At 63.7% G+C, this 26,133-nt stretch carries 20 protein-coding genes, 1 pseudogene and 1 riboswitch; of the genes and pseudogenes, 3 read left to right on the forward strand and 18 right to left on the reverse strand.

Features of this window, described 5'->3' with window-relative positions; translation table 11 throughout:
• From EJ066_RS15460 to oiaX, 9 genes and pseudogenes are all read right to left on the reverse strand, one after another.
• On the reverse strand, nt 1-1,008 hold the full coding sequence (locus EJ066_RS15460) for a dihydroxyacetone kinase subunit DhaK (RefSeq protein ID WP_126043900.1): 1,008 nt from the start codon (nt 1,006-1,008) through the stop codon (nt 1-3).
• A gap of 56 nt (nt 1,009-1,064) precedes the next feature.
• Nucleotides 1,065-1,556, reverse strand: coding sequence for a 6,7-dimethyl-8-ribityllumazine synthase (locus EJ066_RS15465; protein WP_126039212.1), 492 nt, complete (start codon nt 1,554-1,556; stop codon nt 1,065-1,067).
• A gap of 76 nt (nt 1,557-1,632) precedes the next feature.
• Nucleotides 1,633-1,780, reverse strand: a riboswitch (FMN riboswitch).
• A 127-nt stretch (nt 1,781-1,907) separates the two neighbouring features.
• Entirely contained in the window at nt 1,908-4,217 is a 2,310-nt protein-coding gene (locus EJ066_RS15470; protein WP_126039216.1) for a xanthine dehydrogenase family protein molybdopterin-binding subunit, read from the reverse strand.
• A gap of 95 nt (nt 4,218-4,312) precedes the next feature.
• A complete protein-coding gene (locus EJ066_RS15475; protein ID WP_126039219.1) occupies nt 4,313-4,783 on the reverse strand; it encodes a nuclear transport factor 2 family protein in 471 nt (156 codons plus the stop codon).
• 71 nt (nt 4,784-4,854) lie between these two features.
• Nucleotides 4,855-5,840, reverse strand: a pseudogene (locus tag EJ066_RS32600) (xanthine dehydrogenase family protein subunit M).
• A gap of 3 nt (nt 5,841-5,843) precedes the next feature.
• Entirely contained in the window at nt 5,844-6,503 is a 660-nt protein-coding gene (locus tag EJ066_RS15490; protein ID WP_126039230.1) for a 2Fe-2S iron-sulfur cluster-binding protein, read from the reverse strand.
• A gap of 137 nt (nt 6,504-6,640) precedes the next feature.
• The gene (locus tag EJ066_RS15495) at nt 6,641-7,525 is read right to left on the reverse strand and encodes an AraC family transcriptional regulator (RefSeq protein WP_126039233.1); all 885 of its coding nucleotides are present in this window, start codon (nt 7,523-7,525) and stop codon (nt 6,641-6,643) included.
• Between the two features lie 169 nt (nt 7,526-7,694).
• Nucleotides 7,695-8,972, reverse strand: coding sequence for a four-carbon acid sugar kinase family protein (locus EJ066_RS15500; protein WP_245455209.1), 1,278 nt, complete (start codon nt 8,970-8,972; stop codon nt 7,695-7,697).
• Nucleotides 8,973-9,033: 61 nt separating this feature from the next.
• Nucleotides 9,034-10,284 carry a 3-oxo-isoapionate-4-phosphate decarboxylase OiaX gene (gene oiaX / locus EJ066_RS15505; protein WP_126039239.1) on the reverse strand — a complete coding sequence of 417 codons (1,251 nt, stop codon included), beginning with the start codon at nt 10,282-10,284 and terminating at the stop codon, nt 9,034-9,036.
• A gap of 142 nt (nt 10,285-10,426) precedes the next feature.
• On the opposite strand from oiaX, the gene EJ066_RS15510 reads away from it, so the two are divergent.
• Complete coding sequence (locus EJ066_RS15510; RefSeq protein ID WP_126039242.1) at nt 10,427-11,140, forward strand: transcriptional regulator NanR; 714 nt, start codon at nt 10,427-10,429, stop codon at nt 11,138-11,140.
• Here EJ066_RS15510 and EJ066_RS15515 read toward each other — a convergent pair whose 3' ends face one another.
• The 6 genes from EJ066_RS15515 to EJ066_RS15540 all read right to left on the reverse strand — a co-directional run bounded on the left by EJ066_RS15515 (nt 11,141) and on the right by EJ066_RS15540 (nt 18,313).
• Nucleotides 11,141-12,976: a hypothetical protein gene (locus tag EJ066_RS15515; protein ID WP_126039245.1), complete on the reverse strand. Its 1,836-nt coding sequence runs from the start codon at nt 12,974-12,976 to the stop codon at nt 11,141-11,143.
• The gene (locus EJ066_RS15520) at nt 12,973-14,007 is read right to left on the reverse strand and encodes a Gfo/Idh/MocA family oxidoreductase (protein ID WP_126039248.1); all 1,035 of its coding nucleotides are present in this window, start codon (nt 14,005-14,007) and stop codon (nt 12,973-12,975) included. The genes EJ066_RS15515 and EJ066_RS15520 overlap by 4 nt, the downstream gene beginning before the upstream one ends.
• Nucleotides 14,007-15,071 (reverse strand): ABC transporter permease, encoded by a 1,065-nt coding sequence (locus EJ066_RS15525; protein ID WP_126039251.1) that lies wholly within the window; start codon nt 15,069-15,071, stop codon nt 14,007-14,009. Before EJ066_RS15525 ends, EJ066_RS15520 begins: the two co-directional genes overlap by 1 nt.
• The gene (locus EJ066_RS15530; protein ID WP_126039254.1) at nt 15,064-16,620 is read right to left on the reverse strand and encodes a sugar ABC transporter ATP-binding protein; all 1,557 of its coding nucleotides are present in this window, start codon (nt 16,618-16,620) and stop codon (nt 15,064-15,066) included. Before EJ066_RS15530 ends, EJ066_RS15525 begins: the two co-directional genes overlap by 8 nt.
• Complete coding sequence (locus EJ066_RS15535; protein WP_126039257.1) at nt 16,617-17,276, reverse strand: DUF2291 family protein; 660 nt, start codon at nt 17,274-17,276, stop codon at nt 16,617-16,619. Before EJ066_RS15535 ends, EJ066_RS15530 begins: the two co-directional genes overlap by 4 nt.
• Nucleotides 17,277-17,371: 95 nt before the next feature.
• The gene (locus EJ066_RS15540; protein WP_126039260.1) at nt 17,372-18,313 is read right to left on the reverse strand and encodes a D-ribose ABC transporter substrate-binding protein; all 942 of its coding nucleotides are present in this window, start codon (nt 18,311-18,313) and stop codon (nt 17,372-17,374) included.
• A 913-nt stretch (nt 18,314-19,226) separates the two neighbouring features.
• On the opposite strand from EJ066_RS15540, the gene EJ066_RS15545 reads away from it, so the two are divergent.
• Both EJ066_RS15545 and EJ066_RS15550 read left to right on the forward strand, forming a co-directional pair.
• Nucleotides 19,227-21,572: a polysaccharide biosynthesis/export family protein gene (locus EJ066_RS15545; protein ID WP_189644276.1), complete on the forward strand. Its 2,346-nt coding sequence runs from the start codon at nt 19,227-19,229 to the stop codon at nt 21,570-21,572.
• 63 nt (nt 21,573-21,635) lie between these two features.
• Nucleotides 21,636-22,403 carry a hypothetical protein gene (locus EJ066_RS15550; RefSeq protein WP_126039267.1) on the forward strand — a complete coding sequence of 256 codons (768 nt, stop codon included), beginning with the start codon at nt 21,636-21,638 and terminating at the stop codon, nt 22,401-22,403.
• Nucleotides 22,404-22,583: 180 nt separating this feature from the next.
• Here the strand turns inward: EJ066_RS15550 and EJ066_RS15555 are convergent, their stop codons facing one another.
• The 3 genes from EJ066_RS15555 to mtnK form a co-directional block, all read right to left on the reverse strand.
• The gene (locus EJ066_RS15555) at nt 22,584-23,411 is read right to left on the reverse strand and encodes a phosphogluconate dehydrogenase C-terminal domain-containing protein (protein ID WP_126039270.1); all 828 of its coding nucleotides are present in this window, start codon (nt 23,409-23,411) and stop codon (nt 22,584-22,586) included.
• Between the two features lie 301 nt (nt 23,412-23,712).
• Nucleotides 23,713-24,807, reverse strand: coding sequence for an S-methyl-5-thioribose-1-phosphate isomerase (gene mtnA, locus EJ066_RS15560; RefSeq protein WP_126039272.1), 1,095 nt, complete (start codon nt 24,805-24,807; stop codon nt 23,713-23,715).
• On the reverse strand, nt 24,804-26,075 hold the full coding sequence (mtnK, locus tag EJ066_RS15565) for an S-methyl-5-thioribose kinase (protein WP_126039274.1): 1,272 nt from the start codon (nt 26,073-26,075) through the stop codon (nt 24,804-24,806). The genes mtnA and mtnK overlap by 4 nt, the downstream gene beginning before the upstream one ends.
• Between the last annotated feature and the right edge of the window lie 58 nt (nt 26,076-26,133).

Raw genomic sequence — 26,133 nt, forward strand, 5'->3', positions numbered from 1 at the left:
TCAGCCGGCGCGGAACATGGCGCAGTCGCAAGGGTGGTCGAGCATCGTCTGCAATTCGCCGTCGAGATGCATCAGCGTCACCGAGGCGCCGGCCATTTCGAGCGAGGTGCAGTAGTTGCCGACCCATGTCGCGTGGACGGCAACGCCGATGTCGTCGAGCCTTTGCTTGACCCGCCGGTTCATGATGTAAAGCTCCATCAGCGGCGTCGAGCCGAGCGAATTGACGAGCACGGCGACCTTGTCGCCACGCGCCGGCGCCATCTCGTCGAGGATCTTGTCCAGCATCTCGTCGGTGATCTCGTCGGCCGTTTTCAGTTTTCCGCGTGCGATGCCCGGCTCGCCATGAATGCCCATGCCGATCTCCATCTCATCCGGCCCGATCTCGAAATTCGGCCGGCGGGTCTGCGGCAGCGAACAGGGCGACAGCGCCACCCCCATGGTGAAGGTGTGATCGTTGGCCTTCCTGGCGATGCGCTCGCATTCGTCGAATGACAGCATCCGGTCACAGGCGGCACCAGCGGCTTTGAAGATGAAGAAGTTGCCGGCGACGCCACGCCGCTTGTGCCGCTGGTCACGCGGCGCCGAAGCGACGTCGTCGGTGGTCAGCACGGTGCGCACCTCGATGTCGTCCATCGCCGCCATCTCTGCGGCCATATCGAAATTCATCACGTCGCCGGCATAGTTGCCATACATGAACAGCACGCCGGTGCCGCCGCTGACCGCCTTGGCGCATTCGAGGATCGGGTCCGGCGGCGGCGAGGCGAAGACGTTGCCGATGGCCGCCGCGTCGGCCAGGCCCTTGCCGACAAAGCCGAGGAAGGTCGGCTCGTGGCCCGAGCCGCCGCCGATGACGAAACCGACCTTGCCTTGGCGCGGCCCGTTACGGGCGATGATCGAGCGCGGACTTCCCATAGCGCTTTTGAGGTGGCGGGGATGCGCTGCGAGAATGCCTTCCAGCATCTCGTCGACGGCGCTGTTGCCGTCGTTGATGATCTTCTTGGTCTGCACCGGCATCCTCCCGATTTCCGTATTTCCGCAGATAGTACAGCGTGTTACCGGGATTTCTACCCGGGAACGGACATTTCAGCGGCGACACGCTCCCGCGCGGCCAGGATCTGCAGGCAGGCATTGGCTGCCTCTTTGCCCTTGACCTTGAAATGCTCGAAGAAGAAGCGGTGATGGTCCGCGCCGTCATGATAGTTGTGCGGGGTGAGCACCGCCGAAAGCACCGGCACGCCGGTGGACAGCTGCACGTTCATCATGCCGTCAATGACCGCACCCGCCACGAATTCATGCCGGTAGATACCGCCATTCACGACAAATGCTGCGCCGAGGATCGCTGCATAGCGACCGGTCTCGGCAAGCGTCTTTGCATGGAGGGGAATCTCATAGGCGCCCGGCACGTCGAAGACATCGACGGCAAAACGTTTCTCCCCCAGAACCGCCAGTTCCGCCTCGAACGCTTCAACGCACTGGTCGACGATGTCGGCGTGCCAGCGTGCGCGAATGACGGCAACGCGGATCGTTTCATAATCTTTGTGGGAATGCTGATTCATGGGTCCATCCTTCCGTTTCGAACCAGAATCAGGACGCACGATACGGAATCCGAACCGCGAAAGCGGACCGTCTTACGTTCGTTCTCTTCCATCCGGACTGTGACCGTCGGCTCCGGAATCACACCGGATCTGCTGACCTCTCCGGTCGGGCCGGAGAGCGCTCGCGGGCTTGGGTCGAGACCTTTACCGCCGGTGGGGACTTTCACCCCGCCCTGAGAACATTGACGCGCTTGTATGGAAGGGGAGGGCGACGCTGTCAACCAGCGAGGTCGTAGCGGATGGCGCGGAAATAGCGATCCGTTCCGACCGGATCATCCTTGAGGGCAAGGAAGGAGCGGGCAACTTGCAGCGTCAAATGGCGACCACGGGCAAGGCAGGCAGGACCTTGTCCAAGGTGATGGGAAATTCACGCACTCGCACGCCGGTGGCGTTGTAGATGGCGTTGGCGACAGCAGCACCCGCACCGCAGACGCCGAGCTCGCCGAGACCCTTCGCGCCAAGCGGATTGGCCTTATCGTCGTGTTCCTCGAGGAACACGACCTCCATCTCGGGGACGTCGCCGTTGACCGGGACATGATACTCGGCAAGGTCGTGATTGACGAAGTGGCCGTAGCGCGGGTCGAGCACCGTCTGCTCCATCAGCGCTGCGCCGATCCCCCAGGTCATGCCGCCGATGATTTGCGAGCGCGCGGTCTTGGCGTTGAGGATACGGCCCGCGCCCATCACAGCCAGCATACGGCGCATGCGGATCTCACCGGTATCGCAATCGACCGCGACCTCGGCGAAATGCGCTCCGTAGGAATGCTGCGAGTAGGCCTTGTAAGACTCCGTGGCAGCGCCCGCGGCTACGGAGCCTTCGGCCTCGAACCCGTCGGGAGCGATCCTTCGGATGAGATCGTCCAGGCTTAACGACTGCTGGCCGATCCTGACCTCGCTGTCGGCAAAGCTTGCCTCGGAGGCGTTCGCGCCGCGCAATGGCGAGGCTTCGCTCGACTGCGCCGCCTTCAGGATCCGTTCCTTGAGGGCATTGCACGCGTTGTACAGCGCCGAACCTGCGCTCGCGGCGCCCCAGGAACCGCCGGAGCCGGCGGTACGCGGGAAGCGGCTGTCGCCGAGCTCCACTTTGATGGACGAGATCGGCAGGCCGAGGCTCTCCGCCGCGATCTGGGTCAGGATCGTATAAGTGCCGGTCCCGATATCGGTCATGTCGAGCCGTGCCGTCACCCGGGCGTCCCGGTCGATCGCAACCCGCGCCGTCGCCGCGCCGATGTAGTTCGGACGGATCGCCGCCGCCATGCCGTAGCCGATGAGCTTCCGGCCCTCTCGAGTTCGGCCCGGTGTCGGGTCTCTCCGCTCCCAACCGAAACGGCGGGCGCCTTCCTCCATGCAGGCGACGAGATTGCGGGTGGAGAACGGCACGCCGCGCTCGGGATCCTGTGTCGGTTCGTTGCGGATCCTGAGTTCGATCGGATTCAGGCCGAGCTGCTCGGCAAGCTCATCCATGGCGCATTCGAAGGCCAGCATGCCTGGGGCTTCACCGGGCGAGCGCATCCATTCGCCGCGGTTGATATCCAGCGGAACCAGGCGATGACGGGTGACACGGTTCGGCGCCGCATAGAGCGAGCGGGCAAAGACTGCGGTTTGTTCGCAGTACTCCTCGAAGCTGGACGTTGCCGACCAGACGTCGTGCGCGATCCCGGTGAGTCGCCCGTCGGTGTCCGTGCCGAGGCGTACCTGTTGGATCATCTCCGCGCGATGACCGGCATTGGCGAACATCTGTTGTCGCGTCAGCGCGATCTTCACGGGACGCTGCAGGACCTGCGCCGCAAGCGCGGCCAGGATTGTATCGACGTGGGCAATCAGCTTGGAGCCGAAGCCTCCGCCGATGAAGGGGCTCACGATGCGCACACGCTCGGGCGGGATGCGAAGCGTGCTGGCGACACCCGCCCGGAAGTTCGCGAGTGTCTGCGCCGATGTATGGATCGTCAGCTCGTTGCCTGACCAGGCGGCGAGCGTCGCATGGGGCTCCATCGGATTGTGATGTTCGAAGGGTGTCCGGTACGTGGCATCGATCTTGACCGGAGCCGCCGCAAAGGCGCTCTCGAAGTCGCCGACCACGCTGTCGGTCTCGAAGCCGGCATTGGTCCGCTTCGGTGCATAGGCCTCGGCCACACGCTCCGGTAAATCATAGAGGCCCGGCTCTTCGTCGTAGCGCACTCTGATGAGGCCCGCCGCGGCGCGTGCCGCCTCGAACGTCTCCGCAACGACCAGCGCGACGGGCTCGTCGTAATACCGCACCCGCTCGCTGCTGAGCGCGGGCCGGGGGCGCGTGAAAACCTCCGGGACCGTCGGCGTGACCGCCGGGCCGAAATCCGGCTGGGCCGGCGCGTTCCGATGCGTCATGACGAACAGCACTGCCGGCGCCCGTTCGGCTTCGGTCGTATCGATCTCGGCGATGCGCCCCTTGGCGACGGCGGCGCCGAGAATATAGCCATAGGCTGTACCCTCCAGCGCATTTTCGTAGGCGTAGGTGGCATTGCCTGTCACCTTGAGCGGGCCATCGATACGGTCGATCGGGCGCCCGATGACGCCAGTATCGGGATGAGGTTTCACCCTTGAATGGGTGGCGGAGCCGGGCAGTCCGGGTATGGTCTCGTTCATAAGTCACCTAAAGGCTTTCATTTGGGGTTCGAAACATCGAGGCGCGACGACGCCTCGTCCTCGCACCTTCATGTTCGTCGCGTGGCGGCCGGAGCTCACGCGGCGATCTCGCCGAAATACTCGCGAAACTCGACCAGCCTCCCTGTCGGGCCGGCTCGCATGAAGATCGCATGCAGGCCAGTGTAGGGCGCGCCGCTGATTGTCCCGCTCCCGCGATCGCAGACGATGACCCAGTCGGCGGCGAAGAGCTTGAGATCGACGGTCGATTTCGTGATCCTGTTTCCCTGCGCTTGATGCGCGGCGGTCCAGGCTGCGAGTGCCCGTTTGCCCTCTGGCGGTCCGTGTCGGCCTCGTTGCTCGCCGACAGGGAATTGGAAGGTCATCGTCTCATCGCAACAATCGAGGAATGCCGTCCAGTCGCCAGAGGCCCAGCCAGCAAAGAAGGCGTCGACGGCGGCCTCGAGCACGTGACGAGCTCCCGGATCGGATGTGGCGCCCCAAGCTGCGGCCGCAGAAACAAAAAGGCCGCCACCCGCGGCAGCAACGGCGCGTCGCGTGAGTTTCATATCGATCTCCTGCTCGGCGCCTGCATCTGGGAACCGCTGTTCGGGGTCGTCGTCTCTGTCATCGCATCACCTCATGCACTATCGATGGCAGCAGCGAGCGTATGCCGCATCGTCCGTTTCGCCAGCGGGATCTTGAAATCATTGGCCCCATGCCCGACGGCTGCGGCGAGCGCGGCTTCGGCCGCGTCGGTAAAGGCGCCGTCGGACGCCGCCGCTCCCGCGAGCGTGCGCTCCGCCTCCGTCGCGCGCCAGGGCTTCGCTGCCACGCCGCCCATGGCGATCCGGGCGCTTCGGATACGATCGCCGCTTTTCTCGACGATTGCTGCCACCGACACCAGCGCGAAGGCGTAGGAAGCACGGTCGCGCACCTTCCGGTAAACCTGCCGGCCGGGTGGCGGGGGCGGCAGGGTAACCGATGTGATCATCTCGCCGTGGCCGAGCACGGTTTCCATATGGGGCATCGCCTCGGGCAACCGATGGAAATCGCCGATCGGGATCGTGCGGGTCTCGCCGCCGGGCGATATGGTCTCGATCCTGGCGTCGAGCCCGGACATGGCGACCGCCATGTCGGAGGGATGGACCGCAATGCAGGCTTCGCTCGCGCCAAGTATGGCGTGCATGCGATTGAAGCCCTGAAGCGCCGCGCAGCCAGAACCCGGCTCGCGCTTGTTGCAAGGCATGTTGCGGTCGTAGAGTAGGGGCAGCGCGTGCGCTGCAGGAGATTGCCGCTGGTCGAGGCCTTGTTGCGTATCTGGCCGGACGCTCCCGCCAGCAGCGCTTGCGTGAGCATCGGGTAGCGTGACCTTACCCGCGGATCGGCGGCGAGGTCGCTGTTGCGGACCTGGGCGCCGACTTGAAGCCCGCCTTCCGCCGTCTCCTCGATCCGATTGAGCGGCAGCCGACTGATGTCGACGAGATGCGCCGGGCGCTCGATCTCGAGCTTCATCAGGTCGAGAAGGTTGGTGCCGCCGCTGATGAACTTGGCGTCCGGCCGGGCTGCGACCGCGGCGGCCGCCTGCTCAGCACTTGCCGCACGTTCATAAGTAAAGGATTGCATTGCTCACGCCTCCTCTGCCGCGTCGCGGATTGCAGCGACAATGTTCGGATAAGCGGCACAACGGCAGATGTTGCCGCTCATCCGCTCGCGGATCTCGGCGTCGGTGAGAGCGACGGAAACCGCCGCCACGTCGGCGCTCGCGTGGCTCGGCCAACCGGCCCTGGCCTCGCCCAGCATGCCGACCGCGGAGCAGATCTGGCCCGGCGTGCAATAGCCGCACTGGAAACCGTCGCGGGCGACGAAGGCGGCCTGCACCGGATGCAGCCGGTCACCCTCCGCAAGGCCCTCGACCGTGATGATCTCGTCGCCTTCATGCATTGCGGCAAGCGTCAGGCAGGAATTGATCCGGCGCCCGTCGACGAGCACCGTGCAAGCGCCGCACTGGCCGTGGTCGCAGCCTTTCTTCGAGCCGGTCAGGCCGAGATGGTTGCGCAGGGCGTCGAGCAGTGTCGTCCGCGGGTCGAGCTCGACGGCAATATCCTTGGCGTTGATCCGCAGGGACATCGGCATCGTCGGCGCCGGCGTGGGCGATGCGGCCGTCGTGACGGTGTCGGCCGGCTCGGCGCCAACCGGTATACCGGTAGCCAGAAGCACGCCGGTCGCCACCCCGCCCTCCAGAACCGTTCGACGCGTCGGCCCGTTCCTGTTGTCTGTTTCGGCCATGCTTGGTCTCCCGGTCGCAATGACAAGAACGCAAAACGGCAACTTGACCCGATGGCGAGCCCTCGGATGCTGTCACTCATCGACACGGGAGGTGGGGATGCGCGCGGCGGCTTTCTTTCAAGAAACCGGCGGCAATGTCAGGATTCCGGAGAAAAATGCACCTGATAGGCTCGAGGCGTCATGCCCCTGCGACGCCGGAATGTCGTGGTGAAATGGCTCTGACTTGAAAAGCCGAGCCGAAAGGCAATGGCACCGATCGACAAACCGGTTTCGCGCAGCAGCACCTCCGCTCGCCGCACGCGCTCCTCGATCACATAGGCATAGGGTGCAAGGCCGGTCGTCGCCTTGAATCGGCGCGCAAAACTGTCGACGGCCATATCCGCAACGCCTGCCAGCTCGCTTAGCGAAATGTCGGAACTCATATGCGCATCGATGTAAGCCCGAACCCGACCAAGCGCCCGACGGCTGAGACAGCCGTGCCGTACAGACGGATGTTGCTCCCGGCTCAGGGTCGCCACGCGAAGGCTGACGAGGGCGACCAGATGCTCGACATAGGCAGTGTCCGGCTTGTGACCAAGCGCCATCTCGTCGCGAAGCGAACTCAGGAGCGTGGCGATGACCGCGTCTTTCCTGTTCACCAGGATCGGCAAATCTTTCAGGCGTTCGCATCCAGGAAGCTTGATATCGGGATCGATCCACAAGGCCGAATAGGAGAGGTTTACACCGCGATAGAAGCCTAGCCGCTCTGCGCCTGCGGGGACGAAGGTGAGAGCTCCGGGTCGGTCCATTCCGTCGTAGAGGGATCTTGCCTCGTGCCGGATGGATGTATGAGAGGTTCCGCCTTCGTCGGTCAGCACGACCAGATGGTGAGGGGCTGTCCAGCGGAGCTCCGCTTCCCGGCAGGCCCACCGCCGATTATCGAAAACGATCGAGGAGCTGGCCCACGACGCGGTTTGCAGGGGCTCTGACTTCTCCTCCTGGCTCCGAACTCGTCCGTCGCCAAGCAACGGTCTGAATGACATCGCGGCATCTCGCTGGTTCGCTCGCGGAGCCGTGCCCAGCCCCGGATTGAGCGTTTTGCGCTGCCCCGCCGCTACGCATATGGCGGTTTATGTGGGACAAGTACCGCGCATTGGTAACCGCGCCGTGTTCAAGAAGTCGTGAGATCAGGCAAATCCAGCGCGCCTCTTGTCAACCACCGAGCCCATCGCGGATGGCGCAGAAATAGCGGTCGGTTCCGACCTGCCCGCCCTTGAGCGCAACCTCCAGTCCTTCGATTGCCTTGTCGCGCGAGTGGGCGACGCAGAGCGGCGAACCTGGTGAGGCAGGCAGCGGCATCCGCACCGTCAGCGCATCGACGCCCATCTGGCCGAGCGCGTGGCTGGATGTATCGCCGCCGGCGACGACCACGCGCTGCAATTTCTGCTCGACCGTCAACTCGCGAAGAAGTTCGCCGAGGCCACGGCCAAGCTTGTGGCGGGCACCTTCCTGGCGGTCGATTTCGGCGCCACGATCCGCTGTCGGACCAAGCGCGGTGTAGAGAATGACGCTGCGACCGGCTTCAAGGCTGGCGCGACCGGCCGCCGCGGCCCGCGCGATCGCCTTGTCGGACTCCGCCGAGATCATTTCGATAGGATCCACCTCGACTCCGTCGAATCCGTCAGTCAGGGCATGCCTGATCTGTCGTTCCGTTGTCGGCGAACAGCTCCCTGACACCACCGCGATCCGGTCGGCCGCGCCCGGCAGCGAAAAGCTGGGCTCGGCACTGACGGTATGGTTCGAGGCCCATTCGGCCAGCAGCGCATATTCGATCCCCGACGAGCCGACGACGAACGTGCCGCCTGGCTTGTGAACGCGCCATATCTCCTTGCCGGCAAGCGCCTGGGTTTCCAGGCTGTCGACATCGACAAGCACGACGTCGTTGTCATTTTCGATCAGGCGATCGAACGCTTCCGGCCGCGATGCCGACTGCAGCGTCGCCAGGTCGATCAGCCCTAAGGTGAGATCCGTCTGGCGCGACAGATGGATCAGCAGGTCGGATTCATCCATCGGCGTGGTCGGATGGCGGCTCATCACGGGATGGCGATCGATACGGTAATATTTTTCGCGGTAGGCCGCGAACAGATGGCCGAAGGCGGTGTAGCGCTTGAGCTGCGGCGCGCCGACCACCAGCGGCACGCTGTCTTGGCCGAAAACCGAGCGACCGATCTCGATGGCCCGGCCGATGCTGCCGATCGTCGGGCTGGAATCGAAGGTCGAGCAGACCTTGTAATGGCAGATCTCGGCGTTCAGGGTCTTCAGCCAGGCGAAGGCATCCTTGAGATGCGTGTCCATCCATTGCGGCGTCTCGCTGCGGCTGGTGCCGGCGAGACCAACGGCACGGCAACGCGCGAACCGCGCAAGCTGCACCTCGTCCGGCTGGCGCATGAACAGCACGGTCGGCACGCCACCCAGCTCCAGCGCCTCCATGACGTCGGTCGAGCCGGTGAGGTCGTCGCCATAATAGCTGAGCAGCAGGTTTTGTACCACGTCAGACTGCCTTGCCGTCGCCGAACTTCTCGATCGAGCGCGCCAGCTCGACATGGGTCTTGGCGAATTCCTCGAGCGGAATGCCCTCGACCGCCGCCTGCCAGGCCTGCTGCACGGCGCGCACGCCGGCGCCCGGTCCGTCCGGATGGCTGACGATACCGCCGCCGCAGAGATAGAGGAGATCGACCGTCTGGCCGGTTCGCCGGTAGGTTTCGGGGGCCTGTCCACCCCATTGGCCGGAGCCGGCGACCGGCAATGCGCAATCATCAGGCGAAAAGATCGGCGTGGTCACCGCCTTGAAGGACTCGACGAAGGACCAATCCGGCTCCCAATATTTCGAGGCGATGCCGTTGATCTGGAATTGATCGACGCCGAGCAGCCGCCAGAACTGCTGCCAGACCTTGAAGTCCATGCCGAGGCCGGGGTGACGGGTGAGGATGTCCCAGCCATTGCGGTGGGCGTGCAACACCAGGCTGGAGCGCTTTCTGAGGAAGGCCATACCGCCGAAGCCGACGGAATTGATGTTGACCACTGCGCAATTGCCGCCGGCCTTGGCCACCAGGTCGTGGTTGCGCATCATCTCGTCGGGGTCGGCATGCGAAATGCCGAAGGCATACATGACCTTTTTACCGGTCCTCTGCTCATGGTCGAGGACGAGCGGCATGATCGCTTTCACTCGTTCCGCCAGCGGTGAATAGGCCGGGCTCATCAGCTTCTCGTCGTCCTTGATGAAATCGACGCCGGCGTCGAACAGCTCACCCACCATTGCCGCCGTCTCGTGCGGCCTCAGCCCCAACGCCGGCTTGACGATCGTGCCGATGATCGGACGGTCCTCGACGCCGGTCAGCCGGCGGCTGCCGGCGACGCCGAATTGCGGACCAGGATGCGCGCCCCTGTATTCCTTCGGCAGCTTCATATCGACGATGCGAATGCCGGACAGGCCCCTGATCGAAAAGGTGCCGCCGATGGCGATGGTCATCAGCGCCGAAAGGTCGGTGCCTATGGCATCCAGCGGAAACGCGATGTCGACATCCGCGCGCTTGAAGGGCCCGTCGCCGGCCTCGGGAAGGGATGGCCGAATGGCGTCCGGCAAATGCCGTATCGCCAGGACGCGCGCGGCCACCCTGGCCTTGAGCTCTTCGGTCTCGCCGGCCAGTGCGACAAAGGTTCCGGTCGACTGGTCGCTTGCGATCTTGGCCGCCAGCGCCTCGATGCTGCCGGAGGTTTCGACGCGATAGGTGAGGGTGATCATCGTTCGAAAAAAGTTCCCTGATCTTCGAAATCTGGTATAATGAGTACATAAGTATTGCAAGCGATATCCTGCTCGGGCAGGCATTCTGGGAATCGTGGCGACAATGCTAAACAGGCATCGGTCAAGGGAGTGATTCGCGACGATGAACCGTTCGGAGCCGATCGTCCGGCGCAAGCTTTCCGACGAAGTATTTTTGAGACTGAAGCGCTTGATCACCAGCGGTGAATTGCTGCCGGGCGACGACATGCCGTCGGAGCGCGAGCTAATGGAGCGCTTCGAGGTCGGCAGGCCGGCGATCCGCGAGGCGATGCAGGCACTGAGCAATATGGGCCTCGTCGCGATCTCGCATGGCGAGCGGGCGAAAGTGCTGCAACTGACCGCCAAGTCGATCATCAAACAGGTCGATGGCGCGGCCAAGATCATCCTGTCGTCGTCGAAGGACACGCTGGAGCACCTCAAGAACGCGCGCATCTTCTTCGAGCGCGGCATGGTCAGGGAAGCCGCCGAAAAGGCCACCGCCGAGGACGTGCAGCGCCTGCGGGCGACCGTTGCCGAACAGCGGAGCTTTCGCGGAAATTCCGAAGCCTTCATATCCGCCGACATGAAGTTCCATACCCAGATCGCGGCCATATCCGGCAACCCGATCTATGTTGCGGTCAGCGAGGCGATGCTTGGCTGGCTGAAGGAATATCACACCGAAATGCTGATCTGGACCGGCAAGGAAAAGTTCACGCTCACCGAGCACGAAGAGATCATCGGGCGCATCGAGCAGAAGGATGCGGAGGGCGCCGAAAAGGCGATGATCAAGCACCTCGAGCGCTCGCGCGCGCTCTATGTGATGAATTCCGGCGACTGATTACCCGATCCGGGTGATCGCGTAAGGCGTCATCACAAGCTGGCGTCGGTCGAGCCCGGAAATATCAACCGGCACATCGCTCGCTGTCAGGTTCGCCAGCCACAAGATGGTCTTGCCCGAGGGAGAACGGGCGGCCACTGCGGCCAATCGCGCTTCGTCGGTTGTGCTCGCCGCCACATGCCGGTGGCCGGCCAGTTCGCAAAGCCCCTTCACGGCATGGAAAATCGGCCGGGGCGTACCTTCTTCGACCGGTTCGCCCGACGTCGCCAGCACGCCGAACGGTCCTGTGAAGCTGGAAAGCGTGAGCATCTCCAGCCCTGCCGGCGCGACGCGCGCGGCATAGCCGATCGTCCATGCTGCCGCAAACAGGCCGGCATGGCGGGGATCCCGATCGGCCATGGCGATGCGCTGGCCGTGCGGATTGGCCTTGGTCGCACCGCCATAGGGATTTTGCCGCATGGCGATGGTCGACGGCCCGACCCGGTAGGGTTTTGCCCCGAAGATCACCCGTACCGATGCGGTGATGAAGGGCAGCGCTTCCAGCGATTGCATGACGCTGAGATCGTCGGCGGCATGCACGATCGGGCAGGTGCAGTGGGTGACGAAATCCAGCAGGCCGGCGGGAACGCGCTTGCGGTTGAGTTCGGTGAAATAGCTGAACATGCCGCCGCCGAGGCGGATGTTTGGAAAGGCGCGCCGCGCGGCGGCATAAACGTCTTCGAGCGGTGGGCATTGCGGCCATGCGCTGCCCGGCGGCGTCGACTGCCGGTCGACCGAGGGCGAAACGGCGATGGCCGAGAGCTTCAACCCGGCCTGACGCACCATGCCCGCGACACCGGAGAGCTCGGCATCGAGATCACCCGTGCCGGAAACGACGCATTCGAGGGTCGTCTCGGCCGGGTAAGCGGAGAGCCGGGCATAGGACTGCAAGGCGTCGAGGCCGTGGCCGCGCGTCGGATCGTAGTGGAACATCAGCTGCTGCGGGCCGAGCGTGGACAGCATCGGCAGGTTTGCAAGCGTGGCATCGACCTCATCCGGGTAGACGATCACGCCGATATCCGGCAGCGCCGGTCCGGCTTCACCGAGCTCGACGCGGACAGGTTCGGCGGCTGCCGCGGCAGCCGGCGCCTTCATGTCGCCGGAGATGCGCAAGCTGATCGTCTGGCGCAGCGTCTCGCCGGCAGGCAGCACATAGGGCCATGGCAGCGCGAGCGGCCGGACATAGGTCTTGTAGGACGCGTCCGTCCAGTTGCGCTGGTCCTCCATTTCGAACGCGTCGCCTTCCATCCGGCATTCGGCGGTGACGCCAGGCCGGACCTCATGGGTGATCGCCCGCAAATCCTTGAAAGGTTGCCAGGGGTCGATCAGATGCGGAAGCTTCGTTTCCATCACGCGGCCGTCGGTGTGCTCGACCGTGACCGGGCTGCCGGCGAGGCCGGCAATCGGGTGCAGGATACAGAAACCGCAGCGATTGGTCTCGAAATCGCTTTCGGGCAGGGCGCTCACGTCGAAAGCCAACTGGCCGTCGGCGGACCCCTTGATCGTCGCGCGAAAGTCGAGCCGGCTTCCCGCTGGTCCGACGCAACTTGCCGAATAGCTGACGGAGAAAGTGTCGGCATCCTGGTCCACAGTCAGGTCCGTGATCGCCGGCTCGTAGGTGCCCCAGTCGCGATCCCTGACGATGTAGGCGATGGCGCGCAGCACTTCGATGCCGCCATGGCGGATGTTGCGCAGATTGCCGTTGACGAAGTCCGCGGCGAGCGCGCCGGCGCGCAGCCTGACCGGCTCGACCTCGACCGCGGGTGTGCCGTAGAGGAGGAAGGTGTCGGCGGTCATCTCAGCAAGGCTTCGAGCTGCACTGGCTCCCGGCTCGCAGCACCCGCATAGGCGGCTTCGACCAGCGCCAAGGTCTTGAGATTGTCCGCACCCGAGGTTGCCGGCTCCCGGCCCGTGGCAAGGCAGTCGACCCAGTGCTTTTGAATGGCCACGACGCTTTCCTGGATGTTGTGCCATGGCCGCGATGCCCAGGGCAGCAGCGGTGGCGAGACGTCGCTGATCCTCGTGCCGCTCTTGCTGGTGACGGTAAGACGATATCCCTGCTCGAGCCGGATCGTGCCGTCGCTGCCGTCGATCTCGACCAGCGTTTCCGGAAACGGCTCGGTGGCAAGCTTGGTCGCATAGCTGCAATCGACCACGGAAATTGTGCCGTTCTTGTGGTCTATCAGCATGGTTGCGACGTCCTCGCCGACGATGTCAGGGTTGATGCGAGCGGTTCGTGTAGTGATAGCCGAAACGTCGCCCAGCAGAAAGCGGGCAATGTCGAGACTATGGATGCCGAGGTCTTCGATGATGAAGCGCTTCCCCGTCGCCAGATAGGGTTGGCCGGAAAACACGTCATAGGCCGAGCGGAACGAGATACGTCCGAAGAAGGGTCTGCCGATGTCGCCGCTGTCGAGCACGGCACGCACCGCCTGGATCGGCGACTGCCAGCGAAAATTCTCATGCACCATCAACGGCACGCCGGCGTCGGTGCAGGCCTTCACCATGGCCTTGGCGTCGGCAAGGGTCGGCGCGAATGGCTTCTGGCAGATTGCCGGAACGCGATGCCGCGCCGCCATCTCGACAAGCGAGCGATGGCTCGGCGCGGTGGTGGCGATATCGACGAAATCCAGCTTCTCGCCGGCAAACAGCGCGGCCGCATCGGCATAGCGCCGCGCGATGCCGAACTGGTCGCCGACGACCTTGAGCCGTTCCGGATCGCGGTCGCAGATGGCGACGATCGAGGCGCCGGCGATGTCGCGCCAGGCGTGCATCTGGTTGACGGCAAAGAAGCCGCAGCCGATCAGCGCTCCACACAGTTCCGCCATCAGCCTGCCTTTGCCATCTGCATCAGCGTCACGCGGCTCTGCAGCCGGCGTTGCGCCTGGTCGACGACGACGGCGACGATGATGACGAGGCCCTTGATCACCATTTGCCAGAACGAGCTCACCCCCATCATGACCAGCCCGTCGGAGAGAATGCCGATGACGAAGGCACCGACGATGGTGCCGCCGATCGTGCCGCGGCCACCCGACATCGAGGTGCCGCCGAGCACCGCCGCTGCGATGGCGTTGAGCTCGAAGCTTTCGCCGGTCGCCGGATGCGAGGCCATCAGTTCGGACGAGATGATCAGGCCGACGATCGCCGCGCAGAAGCCGGAGAACATGTAGACGAACATCTTCACCATGTTGACCCTGACGCCTGAAATCCGCGCCGCCCGTTCGTTGCCGCCGACGGCGAAGATGTGGCGGCCGAGCGGGGTGTATTTGGCCAGATAGGCCGCCCCAAGTGCTACGACGACCAGAATCCATATCGAGACCGGCAGGCCCAGCAGCCGGCCGGCGCCGAGAAAGCCGAACCCCGTCGTGCCCAGATCGGGCTTGCCGACGAGGTTTGGAAACGTGCGGCCGTCGGACGAGAGGAGCGCCAGGCCGCGCGCGACATAGAGCACGCCGAGCGTGGCGATGAACGGCGCGACATTCAGCCTGGTGATCAGCAATCCGTTGACTGCGCCGATCAATATGCCGACCGCCAGCGTGATCAGTGCGATCTCGTGGACGTTGAAATAGATCGTGTAGCCGATCTGCAGGTCGATGCCGTTGAGCACGAGATAGCCGGCCACCATGCCGCACAGGCCGACGATCGAGCCGACCGAGAGGTCGATGCCGCCGGTGATGATGACGAAGGTCATGCCCATGGCCAGGAAGGCGTTCAGCGCCACGTGCTTCGACATCAGGATCAAATTGGCGGCCGACAGGAAATTGGGCGCCGCGACCGAAAAGAAGATCAGGACGGCGATCAGCGCGATGAACGTCCTCGCCTTCATCAGCGTCAGCAGGACGGAGCCGCTCGAGGCGGAGGCACCAGCCGCCTTGGCCGGGATGTCAGTCATGGGCGGTGTTCTCCGTGTGCGGGACCGGTCCGTGGCCAAGCGCCGATGCGGCGACGAGCGCCGCCTCCGTCGCCTCGGCGCGATCGAACATGCCGGTCAGTTTTCCATTGCTCATCACCGCGATCCGGTCGGACAGCGCCATCACCTCGTCGAGATCGGAGGTGGCGAAAAGAATGCCCAGTCCGTCGCGGGACAGCTTGCGCATGGTGCGGAAGACGTCGGCCTTGGCGCCGACATCGATGCCGCGGCTCGGCTCGTCCATCAGCAGCACCTTGGGGCCGGTGAGCAGCGCCTTGCCGATCACCACCTTCTGCTGGTTGCCGCCCGACAGCGACGAGACTTCCTGCGCCGGGTCGGCGACCTTGATCGCCAGTTCCCGCACCATCTGCGTCACCGCCTGGTTTTCCTTGGCGCCGCGAATGTGGAACAGGCGGACAAACCGCGACAGGCTGGCCAGCGTCAGGTTGCTGGCGACCGAGAGGATCGACACCAGCCCCTCGCGCTGGCGGTCCTCGGGGATCAGCGCCAGCCCGCGCCGTATGCGTCGCGTCGTGTCGCGCTCTTTCACCTGTCTGCCGGCGATGAAGATCGTTCCTGTCGCCTGGCCGTGGCGCCCCATGATGCAGTCGAACAGCTCGCTGCGCCCGGCGCCCATCAGGCCGTATATGCCGAGGATTTCGCCGGCGCGCAGCGACAGCGAGACATGATCGACCGCAAGGCCGCCGGTGACGCGCGGCAGGCAGATGTTCTCGGCGCGGAAGATCTCTTGCCCCGGAACATGGCCGTCGGCCTTGGCGAAGTCCTTGGCGTCCGAGCCGATCATCTGCCGCACGATCCACTGCGTGTCGACGTGTCTCATCTCTTCCTGGCCGGTGATCCGCCCGTCACGCAGCACGGTGATGTAATCGCCGATGCGGATCAGCTCCTCGAGCCGGTGCGAGATGTAGACGATCGCCACGCCGCGCGCCTTGAGGTCGGCGATCACCTTGAACAGGATCTCGACTTCCGCCGCACTCAGCGCCGAGGTCGGTTCGTCCATGATCAGGATGCGCGCATCGAGCGAAACCGCCTTGGCGATCTCTACCAATTGCTGCTGGCCGATACGCAGATCCTCGACCAGCATGTCGGGCCGGATGCCGGCCTCCAGCCGCTCCAGGAATTCCGCCGCGCGGCGCTCCTGTTCTTGGCTGTCGATTTTGCGGAACCGGTTGGTGATCTCGCGCGTGGCGAAGATGTTTTCGGCGACCGTGAGATTGCCGAACAGGTTCAGTTCCTGGAACACCATGCCGATGCCGCGGTTCACGGCGTCGCCGGACGACGAGAAGGAAACCTCCTCGCCCTCCAGGAGAATGCGGCCAAGCGTCGGCTGTTCGACGCCGGCGATGATCTTCATCAGCGTCGATTTGCCGGCGCCGTTTTCGCCGACCAGCACGTTGACCGCGCCCTTGCGCACCTCGAAATTCGCGCGCTTGACCGCGACGGTGCCCGAATAGACTTTGGAGACGTCTTCCAGCTTCAGGATGACGTCGTGATCGGCGGCGGCAGTCATGGCTTTGGCCCGATCTCCGCCTCCGCCGGCGTCACCAGCGGCAGATCCTGGCCGCTTCCCACGGCATAGGCGCCGACAACCCTTACGCTCCGGCCTTCCAGCGTTTCGCGCGGCAGCTTGGAAAGCACTGTCTTGTCGGCATAGGTGTTGAACGCCTTGCCGAACTGGGCGAAGTCGATCTGATTGGTGAAATCGTTGAACTGGATGAAATCGAGGCTGTCGCGCAGCGCGGTGCCACGCATCGCGGGTCCTATCTGCACCCGCGCATCCGCCTTGCCGTCGCCGTCGGCATCGACATCCATCGTCGCCGCGCGCGATTGCGTGTTTGCGGCGACCACTTTGCCTTCCAGGCGAACCGCGAAGGTCCACGGCGAATTCGCCTGTTTCTTCGGATTGCCGTATTTGGCGCCGGCGGCGGCAGGATCGGCTTTCGCCAGAGCGTGAACCTCGGGAAATGGTCCGGCCTTCTGCTGGAGATAGGGCACGACCTTCGCAGCCCAGATATCCCCGACCATCTTGTCCGCATTGAAGGCCGGCGCATTGCCGCCATTTTCCGCTGACGGCGTCGGCAGAATCTTGCAGGCGGTCAGGCCGATGCCGACCATCGCGACAAGGATCGGCACGGCAGGGATCGGCCACGTCAACTTGTTCAGCATGTCGGCTTGTTCGGCATGGCGGTCAGCAGTCACTCAAAGAAAATGATGCAAGGGACGAACCGGAGATCGTCCCTTGCGATTGATGTCACGCCGGCTCAGTTGGTGAGCGCGAAGGTTTCCAGCTTGGCGGCATTGTCGCCATTGATCAGGACGCAGTCCATCAGCTGCTTTTCCTCGGCCGGAGACTTGTTGTTCTTGATGAAGTCGTTGGCCTGCTCGACGGCCGTCTGCGCCTGCGCATAGGCCGGCTGCAGGACGGTCGCCTTGATGCCGCCCGAGGCGATCGAGTCGCGCACGTCGTTCGATCCGTCGAAACCGACGACGATGACGTCCTTGCGGCCGGCGGCGGCGAGCGCGGCATAGGCGCCCATCGCCATCGTGTCGTTGCCGGAGATCACGCCCTTGATGTCGGGATTGGCCTGAAGAATCGATTCCATCTTGGCATAGGCCTCGGTCTGGCTCCAGTTGGCCGACTGCTGCGCCACCATCTTCAGGTCCGGATAGTCGTCGATGACATCGTGGTAGCCCTTCGAGCGGATGCCCGCATTGGTGTCGGATTCCTTGCCGACCAGCTCGACGAAATTGCCCTTCTCGCCCATCAGCTTGACGAACTCCTGCGCGCCGAGCTGGGCGCCCTGGTAGTTGTTGGAAACGATCTGCGCGACGGCGACGCCGGTGGCGTTGATCTCGCGATCGATCAGGAAGGACGGAACGCCTGCGTCCTTGGCCTTCTGCACGGCGGCGACGGTGGCGTCGGCGCCGGCATTGTCGAGGATGATCGCCTTGGCGCCGCGGCCGATCGCCGTGTCGATCAGCTCGGACTGCTTGTTGGCGTCGTCGTCATGAACCAGCACCAGCGTTTCATAGCCGAGTTCCTTGGCCTTGGCTTCCGCGCCGACGGCTTCCGCCTTGAAGAACGGATTGTCGTGCGAGGGCGTGATGATGGCGATGAGATCCGCCGCATAGGCGGGTACGGCGGTGCCAAGCGCCAGCATGCCGGCAAAAGCCGCAAGTGTCATTCTGCGAGTGAGTTTCATGAAGTCCTCCCTTTGAAAAAAGCCCGTGCCTCCGCGGCCCAGGCTGAAATGCATCCCAGTTCGTCAGGCGGATCGCGTCCGGTATCGCGGATCGGTCATTTGCCGGCTCACCTGCGCGGATCATCCTGTTCGACCCATCCTCAGGCTGCCCCTCCACCTGCCACCTACACAATTTTCAGCCCGGCCCCGGCTGGCCAAAGCCATTCCAACAGCTAAGCTAACTGGTATAATGAGTCAACCACAAATTCAGATGATATGTATCTGATGAACAGTGATCTCGGCGTCGCTGGATACCTGCCTTTACCCTCACGTGGCTGATCATGAATGTTGACGCGCTGGTGTGGGGAATGTGGTAGGATTTCCCAGCACGACGGTGACACCGAGACCGGATGGCTCGGTTATCATTTCGAGGCCAGGCGACCATCAGAGAGTCACCCACCAAGGCCGATACTGGTTTCTGTCCGGCGATGACAATTTTCACATCTGCTCGCATCCATCCGAGGAGCACGAAAACTGCCTCTTCGCTGGCAGATGCGATATAGGGCCGCCTATATGCCCGTCCAATGCGCAGGCAGCTGGCCAAGCCGGATAACCACCACCGTAAGAGGTATAATACGCGGGTGAGAGCGTAATAAATAAGTAAAGAGGAGGTACTCCTAAGCTTTATTCGGTGCTCAGCGCTACGCGCAGGCTTTGCTAGTATTCCGCTTTGGTTGTGGCATTTTTGCGCGACCAGGCGTGCGCTCGGGTTTCTTTATGAATCCGTTCGCGGCGAGGATCGCGTTGCCGGTGAGGTTCAGTCATGAATCATGTGCAGAGTGCCAAGCCGACATCCTGCGGCCCCGCGCCAAACTTTGCTAACCGACGGCATTTGTCTTCATTTCGTGGCCTGTGCGGTAGGAGGTGCAGCGCCATGCTATGCCTCATTTCGTTCTGCCTCATCCTGCTGCTGGAATCTCCAGCAAACGCGCGCTCGAAGACTGTCGAAAAACTTGCCCCGCGAGACACGATCGAACTGCGCGTTTGGCGGTGGACTGCTCTGCGCGACGGCGTTTTGGAGGCGTTGCAGCTCAACAATACTTTCACCATCGACTCAAACGGCACGCTTGACCTTCCAATGATCGGGAACATTGTCGCGGCAGGTCTGCGCGAGAAGGAGCTGGCAGAGCTGATTTCCGATCGCTTGCAAGCCAGGAGCGGCCGTCAAGAACGGGCGGATACAACCGTCAAACGCATTCAAGATCCGTCCTCGGACATAACAGGTTCGGTGGAACACCCGGGCAAACAAAAAGCGCCCGAGGCGCCGGCGGACGCGGCCGATGGGAGCCCCTCGGCTGTGGCTTCGGAACGCACCGGTGTCGAGAAAGGCCAAGTCGAGGCGCAACCGAGCGTGCGCGGATCCGACATAACTTGGGAGCCTGCAGCGGAGCAACAGCAAGCTCTGGATGGGGAACGGTTGAAGATGAATGCGTTGCTGAACGAGCTGTCGGCCGCTCGTTTGGAAATTGCGGCAGCTCGCCGGGAAGCACTTGCGGCTCGCCAGACTGCTCGCAACGGTACAGTCCGATACAATCAGAACCTTGCGACGGAGCGTCAACGGGCTGCCACCTTGATGCAGGAACTCGATGCGGTGCGGACCGACCGTGGCGCACTGGAACAGAAGCTCTTTGCGGTGCGGACCGACCGCGGCTTATTGGAACAGAAGCTCTTTGCGGCGCTCAGGGAAGTCGACGCGCTCAACAAGAGCGTGCAGCCGGCTCGCGGCGACCATGAGGCGGTTTTGCGCCGCGAATTGGCGGCGGCGCGAGCGGAACTGGACACGATGCAGCGCGGCGCGCGCGACGCCAGCGCGCAGGCACGTGCGGTAGCCGACACCATGGCTGGACAAGGACAAGCCCTGAAACAGCAGCGGCGAAGAGCCGAAGAGCTCGCGCTCGATCTGGAAGCGGCGCAACGCGAAGCCGAAGGTTTAAAGGCCAAAGCCATTCTCGCGGATCGCGAGAAGGCCGCCATGCTTGAAGCGCGTCACTCTATGGAGGCCTCTCTGGCTGAGGCGCAGCGGGCGCTTGATGAGGAACGGCACAAGGCTGAGCGCTTCGAGCGCGAACTTACCGCGGCGCGCCAAACTATCGACGCTCTTAAGACACGCGCAAATCTGGCTGCGGTCGCGCAGACCAACGCCATCAAGGACCGACAGGTGGCCGAGGCGGCTTTAAAGCGAGTTGGCGATGCCCTCGAACTGGAGCGCCAACGGGCAGACAGTGTTCGCCGAGAACGCGACGCGGCAAAGGCGGATCGCGAGAAGGCCGTCATCCTCGAAGCGCGGCACTCTATGGGGGCCTCTCTGGCTGAGGCGCAGCGAGCGCTTGATGAGGAACGGCACATGGCTGAGCGCTTCGAGCGCGAACTTACCGCGGCGCGCCAAACTATCGACGCTCTTAAGACACGCGCAAATCTGGCTGCGGTCGCGCAGACCAACGCCATCAAGGACCGACAGGTGGCCGAGGCGGCTTTAAAGCGAGTTGGCGATGCCCTCGAACTAGAGCGCCAACGGGCAGACAGTGTTCGCCGAGAACGCGACGCGGCAAAGGCGAATCGCGAGAAGGCCGCCATCCTCGAAGCGCGGCACTCTATGGGGGCCTCTCTGGCTGAGGCGCAGCGAGCGCTTGATGAGGAGCGGCACAAGGCCGAGCGCTTCGAGCGCGAACTTACCGCGGCGCGCCAAACTATCGACGCTCTTAAGACACGCGCAAATCTGACTGCGGTCGCGCAGACCAACGCCATCAAGGACCGACAGGTGGCCGAGGCGGCTTTAAAGCGAGCTGGCGATGAACTCGAACGAGAACGCGAACGGGCAGATTCAGCTGCACGTGATCTCGCCAGTGCTCGCCGAGAACGCGACGCGGCAAAGCAGGAAGCGAGCCGCGTCTCGACAGAGCTGAGCGCGGCGTTGGAGCAAGAGCGCAACAAGGCCATCGGTCTGGCCCGCGACCTCAGCGCCGCGCGCAAGGCAATCGACATCGTCAAGGCCAAGGGCGAGCGTCGCACCGAGCGTATGAAGCGCGCTCCGAAAGCACGTGCCACAGCAGTTCCACGTGCAGATGTGTCTGCGCGCTTGGGGGCACAACCAGCCCGTCAACCCTTGCGGGAAAACCACAAAGTGAAGGTCAAAAGGCCATCGCGATCTGTTCTAGTGGCGACCATCGCGCTTCCCGACGCATTGCTCCCGACGCGACCGCCGAAGCTCGGCTCTCGCTAGCGAGGGCTGACCGCGGAGGGCATTTCCATGGGCCGAAATACATGCCGCAGGAGGAGTATGGTAATGAATAAATACGTCGCAGCCGCATTGACAATCGCGATCGCTATTGGTCCTGCTTCGGCTCTTGAAGCGGGGCTTGGCGGTAAAGTTGGCGGTATCGGGGTCAGTGCTGGTGTGAGCGTCGGCTCGAAAGGCGCCTCTGTGACGGGTGGTGCGAGCGTCGACGGAGTAGGAGGAGCAAGCCTTGGCGGATCGGTCAGCGCGGGCGGCGGATCACTCGGCGCCGGACTTGGCGTTAGCGGCGACCTCGGCGGCGCAAGCGGGGGCCTGTCTACAAGTGTCGGTGTGGGCGACCATTCGTCCGGATTGGGCACCGCTCCAGGAGGTACGCCAGGCGGCCCGACCGTGGGCTCTGGGCAAGTCGCGAGCGGCACTGCCGGCATCACGCCAGCCATGGCTAAGGCCAAGGCCGCGAGACTATCCGCCGTCCTGCCACGCGCGCTCAGGCCTTCGAAAACTGGTCGCGTCGAGTTGGCGCCGATCACCAAAGGCTATCCGTTGGGATTTCTGGCGCCACTGAAAGCGAAACCCGGCACCCCACCCGTTGTGGTTCGCACCTGCCGCACGGCGATCGCGTCGGCTGCGACGCTCCTTGGTGCCGTACGTGTTCACGCGGTAAGCGCAGGTCCGTTACGCCAGCAACGTCGGGGCGCACTCATGGCGCGGATCGAGGTGCGCATACACTACGCAAGACAAGGCGGCATCGAGGTTCGGCAGGCGCGAGTCGATTGTCGCCTCGATGCGGCGGGCAGGGTCACCGCAGTGACATAGGACGCGCCTGTCACGCAAAGGGTAGCGCGAGAATACAGTCAGGATGGGCCATCGTTGCATGAGATTGCCCCCCTCGATGCCGGGCCACAACCGCATTGTTGAGGGTGCAAATCAATCAAATAGAAAGCCGCCCGGGGCGGGCGGCTCAAAATGCTTCCATGATTTTCCGTTACTCCCGCCTCAGGTAATGCGCTGGATGCTGGCAGCGATCTCCTCAGGCTCGAAGACCCGCTTCCAGTCGTCGCGCATCAGCACCGGCTTGCCGAACTCGATGGCCTTGTTGCAGGCGTCGGAGAACACACCCTTGGTTTCACCGAAGATGACGGCGCCGAGCACGTTCATGTGGCCAAGCAGGAAATCGAGAGCGGCCTGCTGATCAACCCCGCGCGCGACGACTTCGTCGACCGCTTCCTTCATGACGACGAGCAGCGAGGCGCAGACAGTCTCCGAAAGGCCGGGCTCGAGCAGCGCCATCTGCTCGACCGTGACGCGATGCGACCGCATGACCGGAGCCCAGATGATCTTGGCGATCGCTTCGCCCTTGGCGAAATCTTCCTCCGGCCCTTGCATCAGCGCGCTGACCATATGCTGCTTGGCCTTGACGCCGCCGAAATAGTCCTTTTTGGCCGCTATGTCGGTCTCGTCGTTGAAGATCGGCGGATGGCAGGGATGGGTGACGAAATAGGTCAGGTCCGGCCGCTTCGGCAAATGGCCGGCGAAAGGCGCTGCGGCATCGAGCACGACCACCATGGTGCCGGAAGCAAGCTTGCCCTCGATGCTGGCCGCCACCTTGCCGATATGCGTGTCGGGAACCGCCAGGATCACCACTTCGGCGCCATCCAGGGCTTGATCGGCGCTGACCGCGTCGATGCCCAGCCCCGTCTTCAGCCGCTCGCGGCCGGCGTCGCTGACCTCGACATGGCGTATCGCGTAGGGGGAGCCGCGAAAATTGGTCGACAGCCGGTAACCCATTTTCCCGCCGGCACCAAACAGCGCAATCGTTGTCATCTCGTCGTCACTCCTTCTCGAACGATGGCCCTGCCGATCGTCACCTTAGTAACTGGTATAATCACACTACCATGGCTTGGCAATCCGAATTGGATGACCAGTTCAAGAAGGCCAATCCATTGGCGCAGTCTCGCACGGCTGGCTGCACCGGCTGGTAGCGGCCTTGTCAGATCATAAGGATGGATCCACGTCAGAATGCCCGAGTCCTGCAGACGCAGCTCTTCCGTATCGCCCGCGAGGGCGGGCCTTTCCGGGAACCGGTCCGCTGCCAACCGCTTCAGCAGTATCCGTGGAAGCCGGGTCAGCCGCGTCCGGGAAACATCGCCTTCAGGCTGTCGCGCGACGCCTTGGCGACGCCGCGTTCGGTGATCAATCCGGTGACCAGCCGCGCCGGCGTCACGTCGAAGGCTGGGTTTGCGGCGGGCGTCGTCTCCGGCGAGATGCGGACCTGCGCGATCTCGCCATTCGCACTCTTGCCCCAGACCAGCGAGACCTCGTCGCTGGAGCGCTGTTCGATCGGGATTTCTGCCAGACCGTCACCCACCGTCCAGTCGATGGTCGGCGAGGGCAGCGCGACATAGAACGGCACGTCATTGTCGGCCGCGGCCAGCGCCTTCAGATAGGTGCCGATCTTGTTGCAGACATCGCCGTCGGCGGTAGTACGGTCGGTGCCGACGATGACCATGTCGATCTGGCCGCGCTGCATCAGATGGCCGCCGGCATTGTCGACGATCAGCGTATGCGGCACGCCGTGGCCGGCCATCTCCCATGCGGTCAACTGGGCGCCCTGGTTGCGCGGGCGGGTTTCGTCGACATAGACGTGGACGGGAATGCCCGCTTCGGCAGCCAGGTAGATCGGCGCGGTGGCGGTGCCGTAGTCGACGGTGGCCAGCCAGCCGGCATTGCAGTGGGTGAGGATGTTGACCGGCTCGCCCGGCTGCTTGCGGGCCGCGATCTCCTTGATGATTTCAAGCCCGTTGACGCCGATGGCGCGGTTGAGGCCGACATCCTCGTCGGCGATTTCGCCGGCGCGCCGATAGGCGGCGTCAGTGCGTTGCCCCAGCGGAAGCGGCCGCAAGACGTTTCGCATTTCATCGAGCGCCCAGCGCAGATTGATCGCGGTCGGGCGCGTTTCGTGCAAGACCTCCCAGACGCCGTCGAGTGCCGCATCCGACGGGTCGTCTGCCATCTGCATGGCGACGCCATAGGCGGCGGTGACGCCGATCAGCGGCGCGCCGCGCACCCACATGTCGCGGATCGCCGTCGCGATGCCGGCAACGGTGCCGACCTTTTCCACGCGGAAATCATGCGGCAGCCAGCGCTGGTCGATGATCTCCACCGAACGCCCGTCGTCGCTCAGCCAGATGGTGCGATAGTGGCGGTCGCCGACGTTCAAATGCTGCTCTCCCGTTCGATCAGCGCGGCCAGCGTGTTGACCTCGTCGATGCTGTGAATCTGGCGCCGGTTGACGGCGATGTGACGGCCGAATTTCAGCGCCTTGGCTTCACATGTGGCGCGCAGATCCTCGTCGGCAATGGTCTCGAAATCGGCGTTGTGCGCGAGGCCCAGAATGCGCCGGTGCACCTCGACGCCGGCAAAGCCCAGCATGTCGGTCCAGACCTGATGCAGCATGTGGTCGAGCGCCTGTTCGGCGCCAAGCCTGTCGCCCTGATCCTCGAACAGGCTCTTCTGGTAGAGAATGCCGGTGCGCTCGGTTCGCCACAGATGCGAGAACTCGGTGCGGAACACCGACCATGTCTCGACCGTGACGTCGAGCAGATAGGCGCGCATGGCGTCGCGCTTTCCGTTCTGCTCATGTCCGCGCTGCGAGAAGAAGGCCATCCAGAAATTGGCGAGCAGCATGCCGACGTCAAAGGCGATCGGGCCGTAGAAAGCGAATTCGGGATCGATCATCCGCGTTTCGTCGTCGGTGACCATGATCGAGCCGGAATGCAGGTCGCCATGCAGCAGCGTCTCCGCATTGGCCGCGAAGATGTGCTTCAGCCGCTGCGCCTCGACCTTGAGGTCACGGTCGGCGCGCAACTCCGCGACGTAGCGATCGAGCTGCGGGCTCGTATGCCGGTTCATCTTGGCATCGAAATACGGATCCGAGAAAACCAGGTTCTCGGTGATGTTGCAAAGCTCGACATTGTCGGCGAACAGCGCCAGATCGGCCTTGCGGTCCTTGGTCGCCATATGCAGATCGGAGCCGCGGAACAGGGTGCGAGCCATGAACAGGCCGATGTCCTTGGCGATGTTGGGTAGCTGGCGGCCTTCGATCAGCGCGCGCCGCAGGATGATATGCGGCGACAGGTACTCCATGATGATCAGCGCCTGGCCTTCGTCGAAGTGATAGATATCAGGCACCGAACCGGGCGCTCGTGCCTCCTGCCGTGTCAGCGCGTGATACTCGAAGAAGGAGCGCTTCAGCGGCAGCGGCCAGCTGTCGCCGACCAGGCGGACATAGGGCAGGGCCTGCTTGACGATGGCAGCACCCGTTGCGCCCTCGACGATGAAGACCAGGTTCAGATTGCCGTCGCCGACCTCGCGGACCTTCCAGCAGCTTGTGTCCTTGCCTATGCGCGAACACAGCGGCTCGTTGGCGCCGAGACGTGCCGACAAGGTCTCGACCGACAGCGCTTCGAACGGCAATTTCCCAGTCATCCTCACCCTCCCGTCTTATACGCTGCCAATCATAATGGAGCCGTGGCGGTTGGGCCAA

It is taken from the genome of Mesorhizobium sp. M9A.F.Ca.ET.002.03.1.2, assembly GCF_003952365.1.
Classification (GTDB): domain Bacteria; phylum Pseudomonadota; class Alphaproteobacteria; order Rhizobiales; family Rhizobiaceae; genus Mesorhizobium.

Coding starts and splice junctions, on each gene's coding strand:
- EJ066_RS15465 (WP_126039212.1), bottom strand. CDS start 1,556: ATGAATCAGCATTCCCACAAAGATTATGAAACGATCCGCGTTGCCGTC.
- mtnK (WP_126039274.1), bottom strand. CDS start 26,075: ATGACTGGGAAATTGCCGTTCGAAGCGCTGTCGGTCGAGACCTTGTCG.
- EJ066_RS15535 (WP_126039257.1), bottom strand. CDS start 17,276: ATGCTGAACAAGTTGACGTGGCCGATCCCTGCCGTGCCGATCCTTGTC.
- EJ066_RS15525 (WP_126039251.1), bottom strand. CDS start 15,071: ATGACTGACATCCCGGCCAAGGCGGCTGGTGCCTCCGCCTCGAGCGGC.
- EJ066_RS15470 (WP_126039216.1), bottom strand. CDS start 4,217: ATGAACGAGACCATACCCGGACTGCCCGGCTCCGCCACCCATTCAAGG.
- EJ066_RS15495 (WP_126039233.1), bottom strand. CDS start 7,525: ATGTCATTCAGACCGTTGCTTGGCGACGGACGAGTTCGGAGCCAGGAG.
- EJ066_RS15540 (WP_126039260.1), bottom strand. CDS start 18,313: ATGAAACTCACTCGCAGAATGACACTTGCGGCTTTTGCCGGCATGCTG.
- EJ066_RS15555 (WP_126039270.1), bottom strand. CDS start 23,411: ATGACAACGATTGCGCTGTTTGGTGCCGGCGGGAAAATGGGTTACCGG.
- oiaX (WP_126039239.1), bottom strand. CDS start 10,284: ATGATCACCCTCACCTATCGCGTCGAAACCTCCGGCAGCATCGAGGCG.
- EJ066_RS15510 (WP_126039242.1), top strand. CDS start 10,427: ATGAACCGTTCGGAGCCGATCGTCCGGCGCAAGCTTTCCGACGAAGTA.
- EJ066_RS15475 (WP_126039219.1), bottom strand. CDS start 4,783: ATGAAACTCACGCGACGCGCCGTTGCTGCCGCGGGTGGCGGCCTTTTT.
- EJ066_RS15520 (WP_126039248.1), bottom strand. CDS start 14,007: ATGGCGGAACTGTGTGGAGCGCTGATCGGCTGCGGCTTCTTTGCCGTC.
- EJ066_RS15550 (WP_126039267.1), top strand. CDS start 21,636: ATGAATAAATACGTCGCAGCCGCATTGACAATCGCGATCGCTATTGGT.
- EJ066_RS15530 (WP_126039254.1), bottom strand. CDS start 16,620: ATGACTGCCGCCGCCGATCACGACGTCATCCTGAAGCTGGAAGACGTC.
- EJ066_RS15490 (WP_126039230.1), bottom strand. CDS start 6,503: ATGGCCGAAACAGACAACAGGAACGGGCCGACGCGTCGAACGGTTCTG.
- EJ066_RS15500 (WP_245455209.1), bottom strand. CDS start 8,972: ATGGAGGCGCTGGAGCTGGGTGGCGTGCCGACCGTGCTGTTCATGCGC.
- EJ066_RS15515 (WP_126039245.1), bottom strand. CDS start 12,976: ATGACCGCCGACACCTTCCTCCTCTACGGCACACCCGCGGTCGAGGTC.
- EJ066_RS15545 (WP_189644276.1), top strand. CDS start 19,227: ATGCTATGCCTCATTTCGTTCTGCCTCATCCTGCTGCTGGAATCTCCA.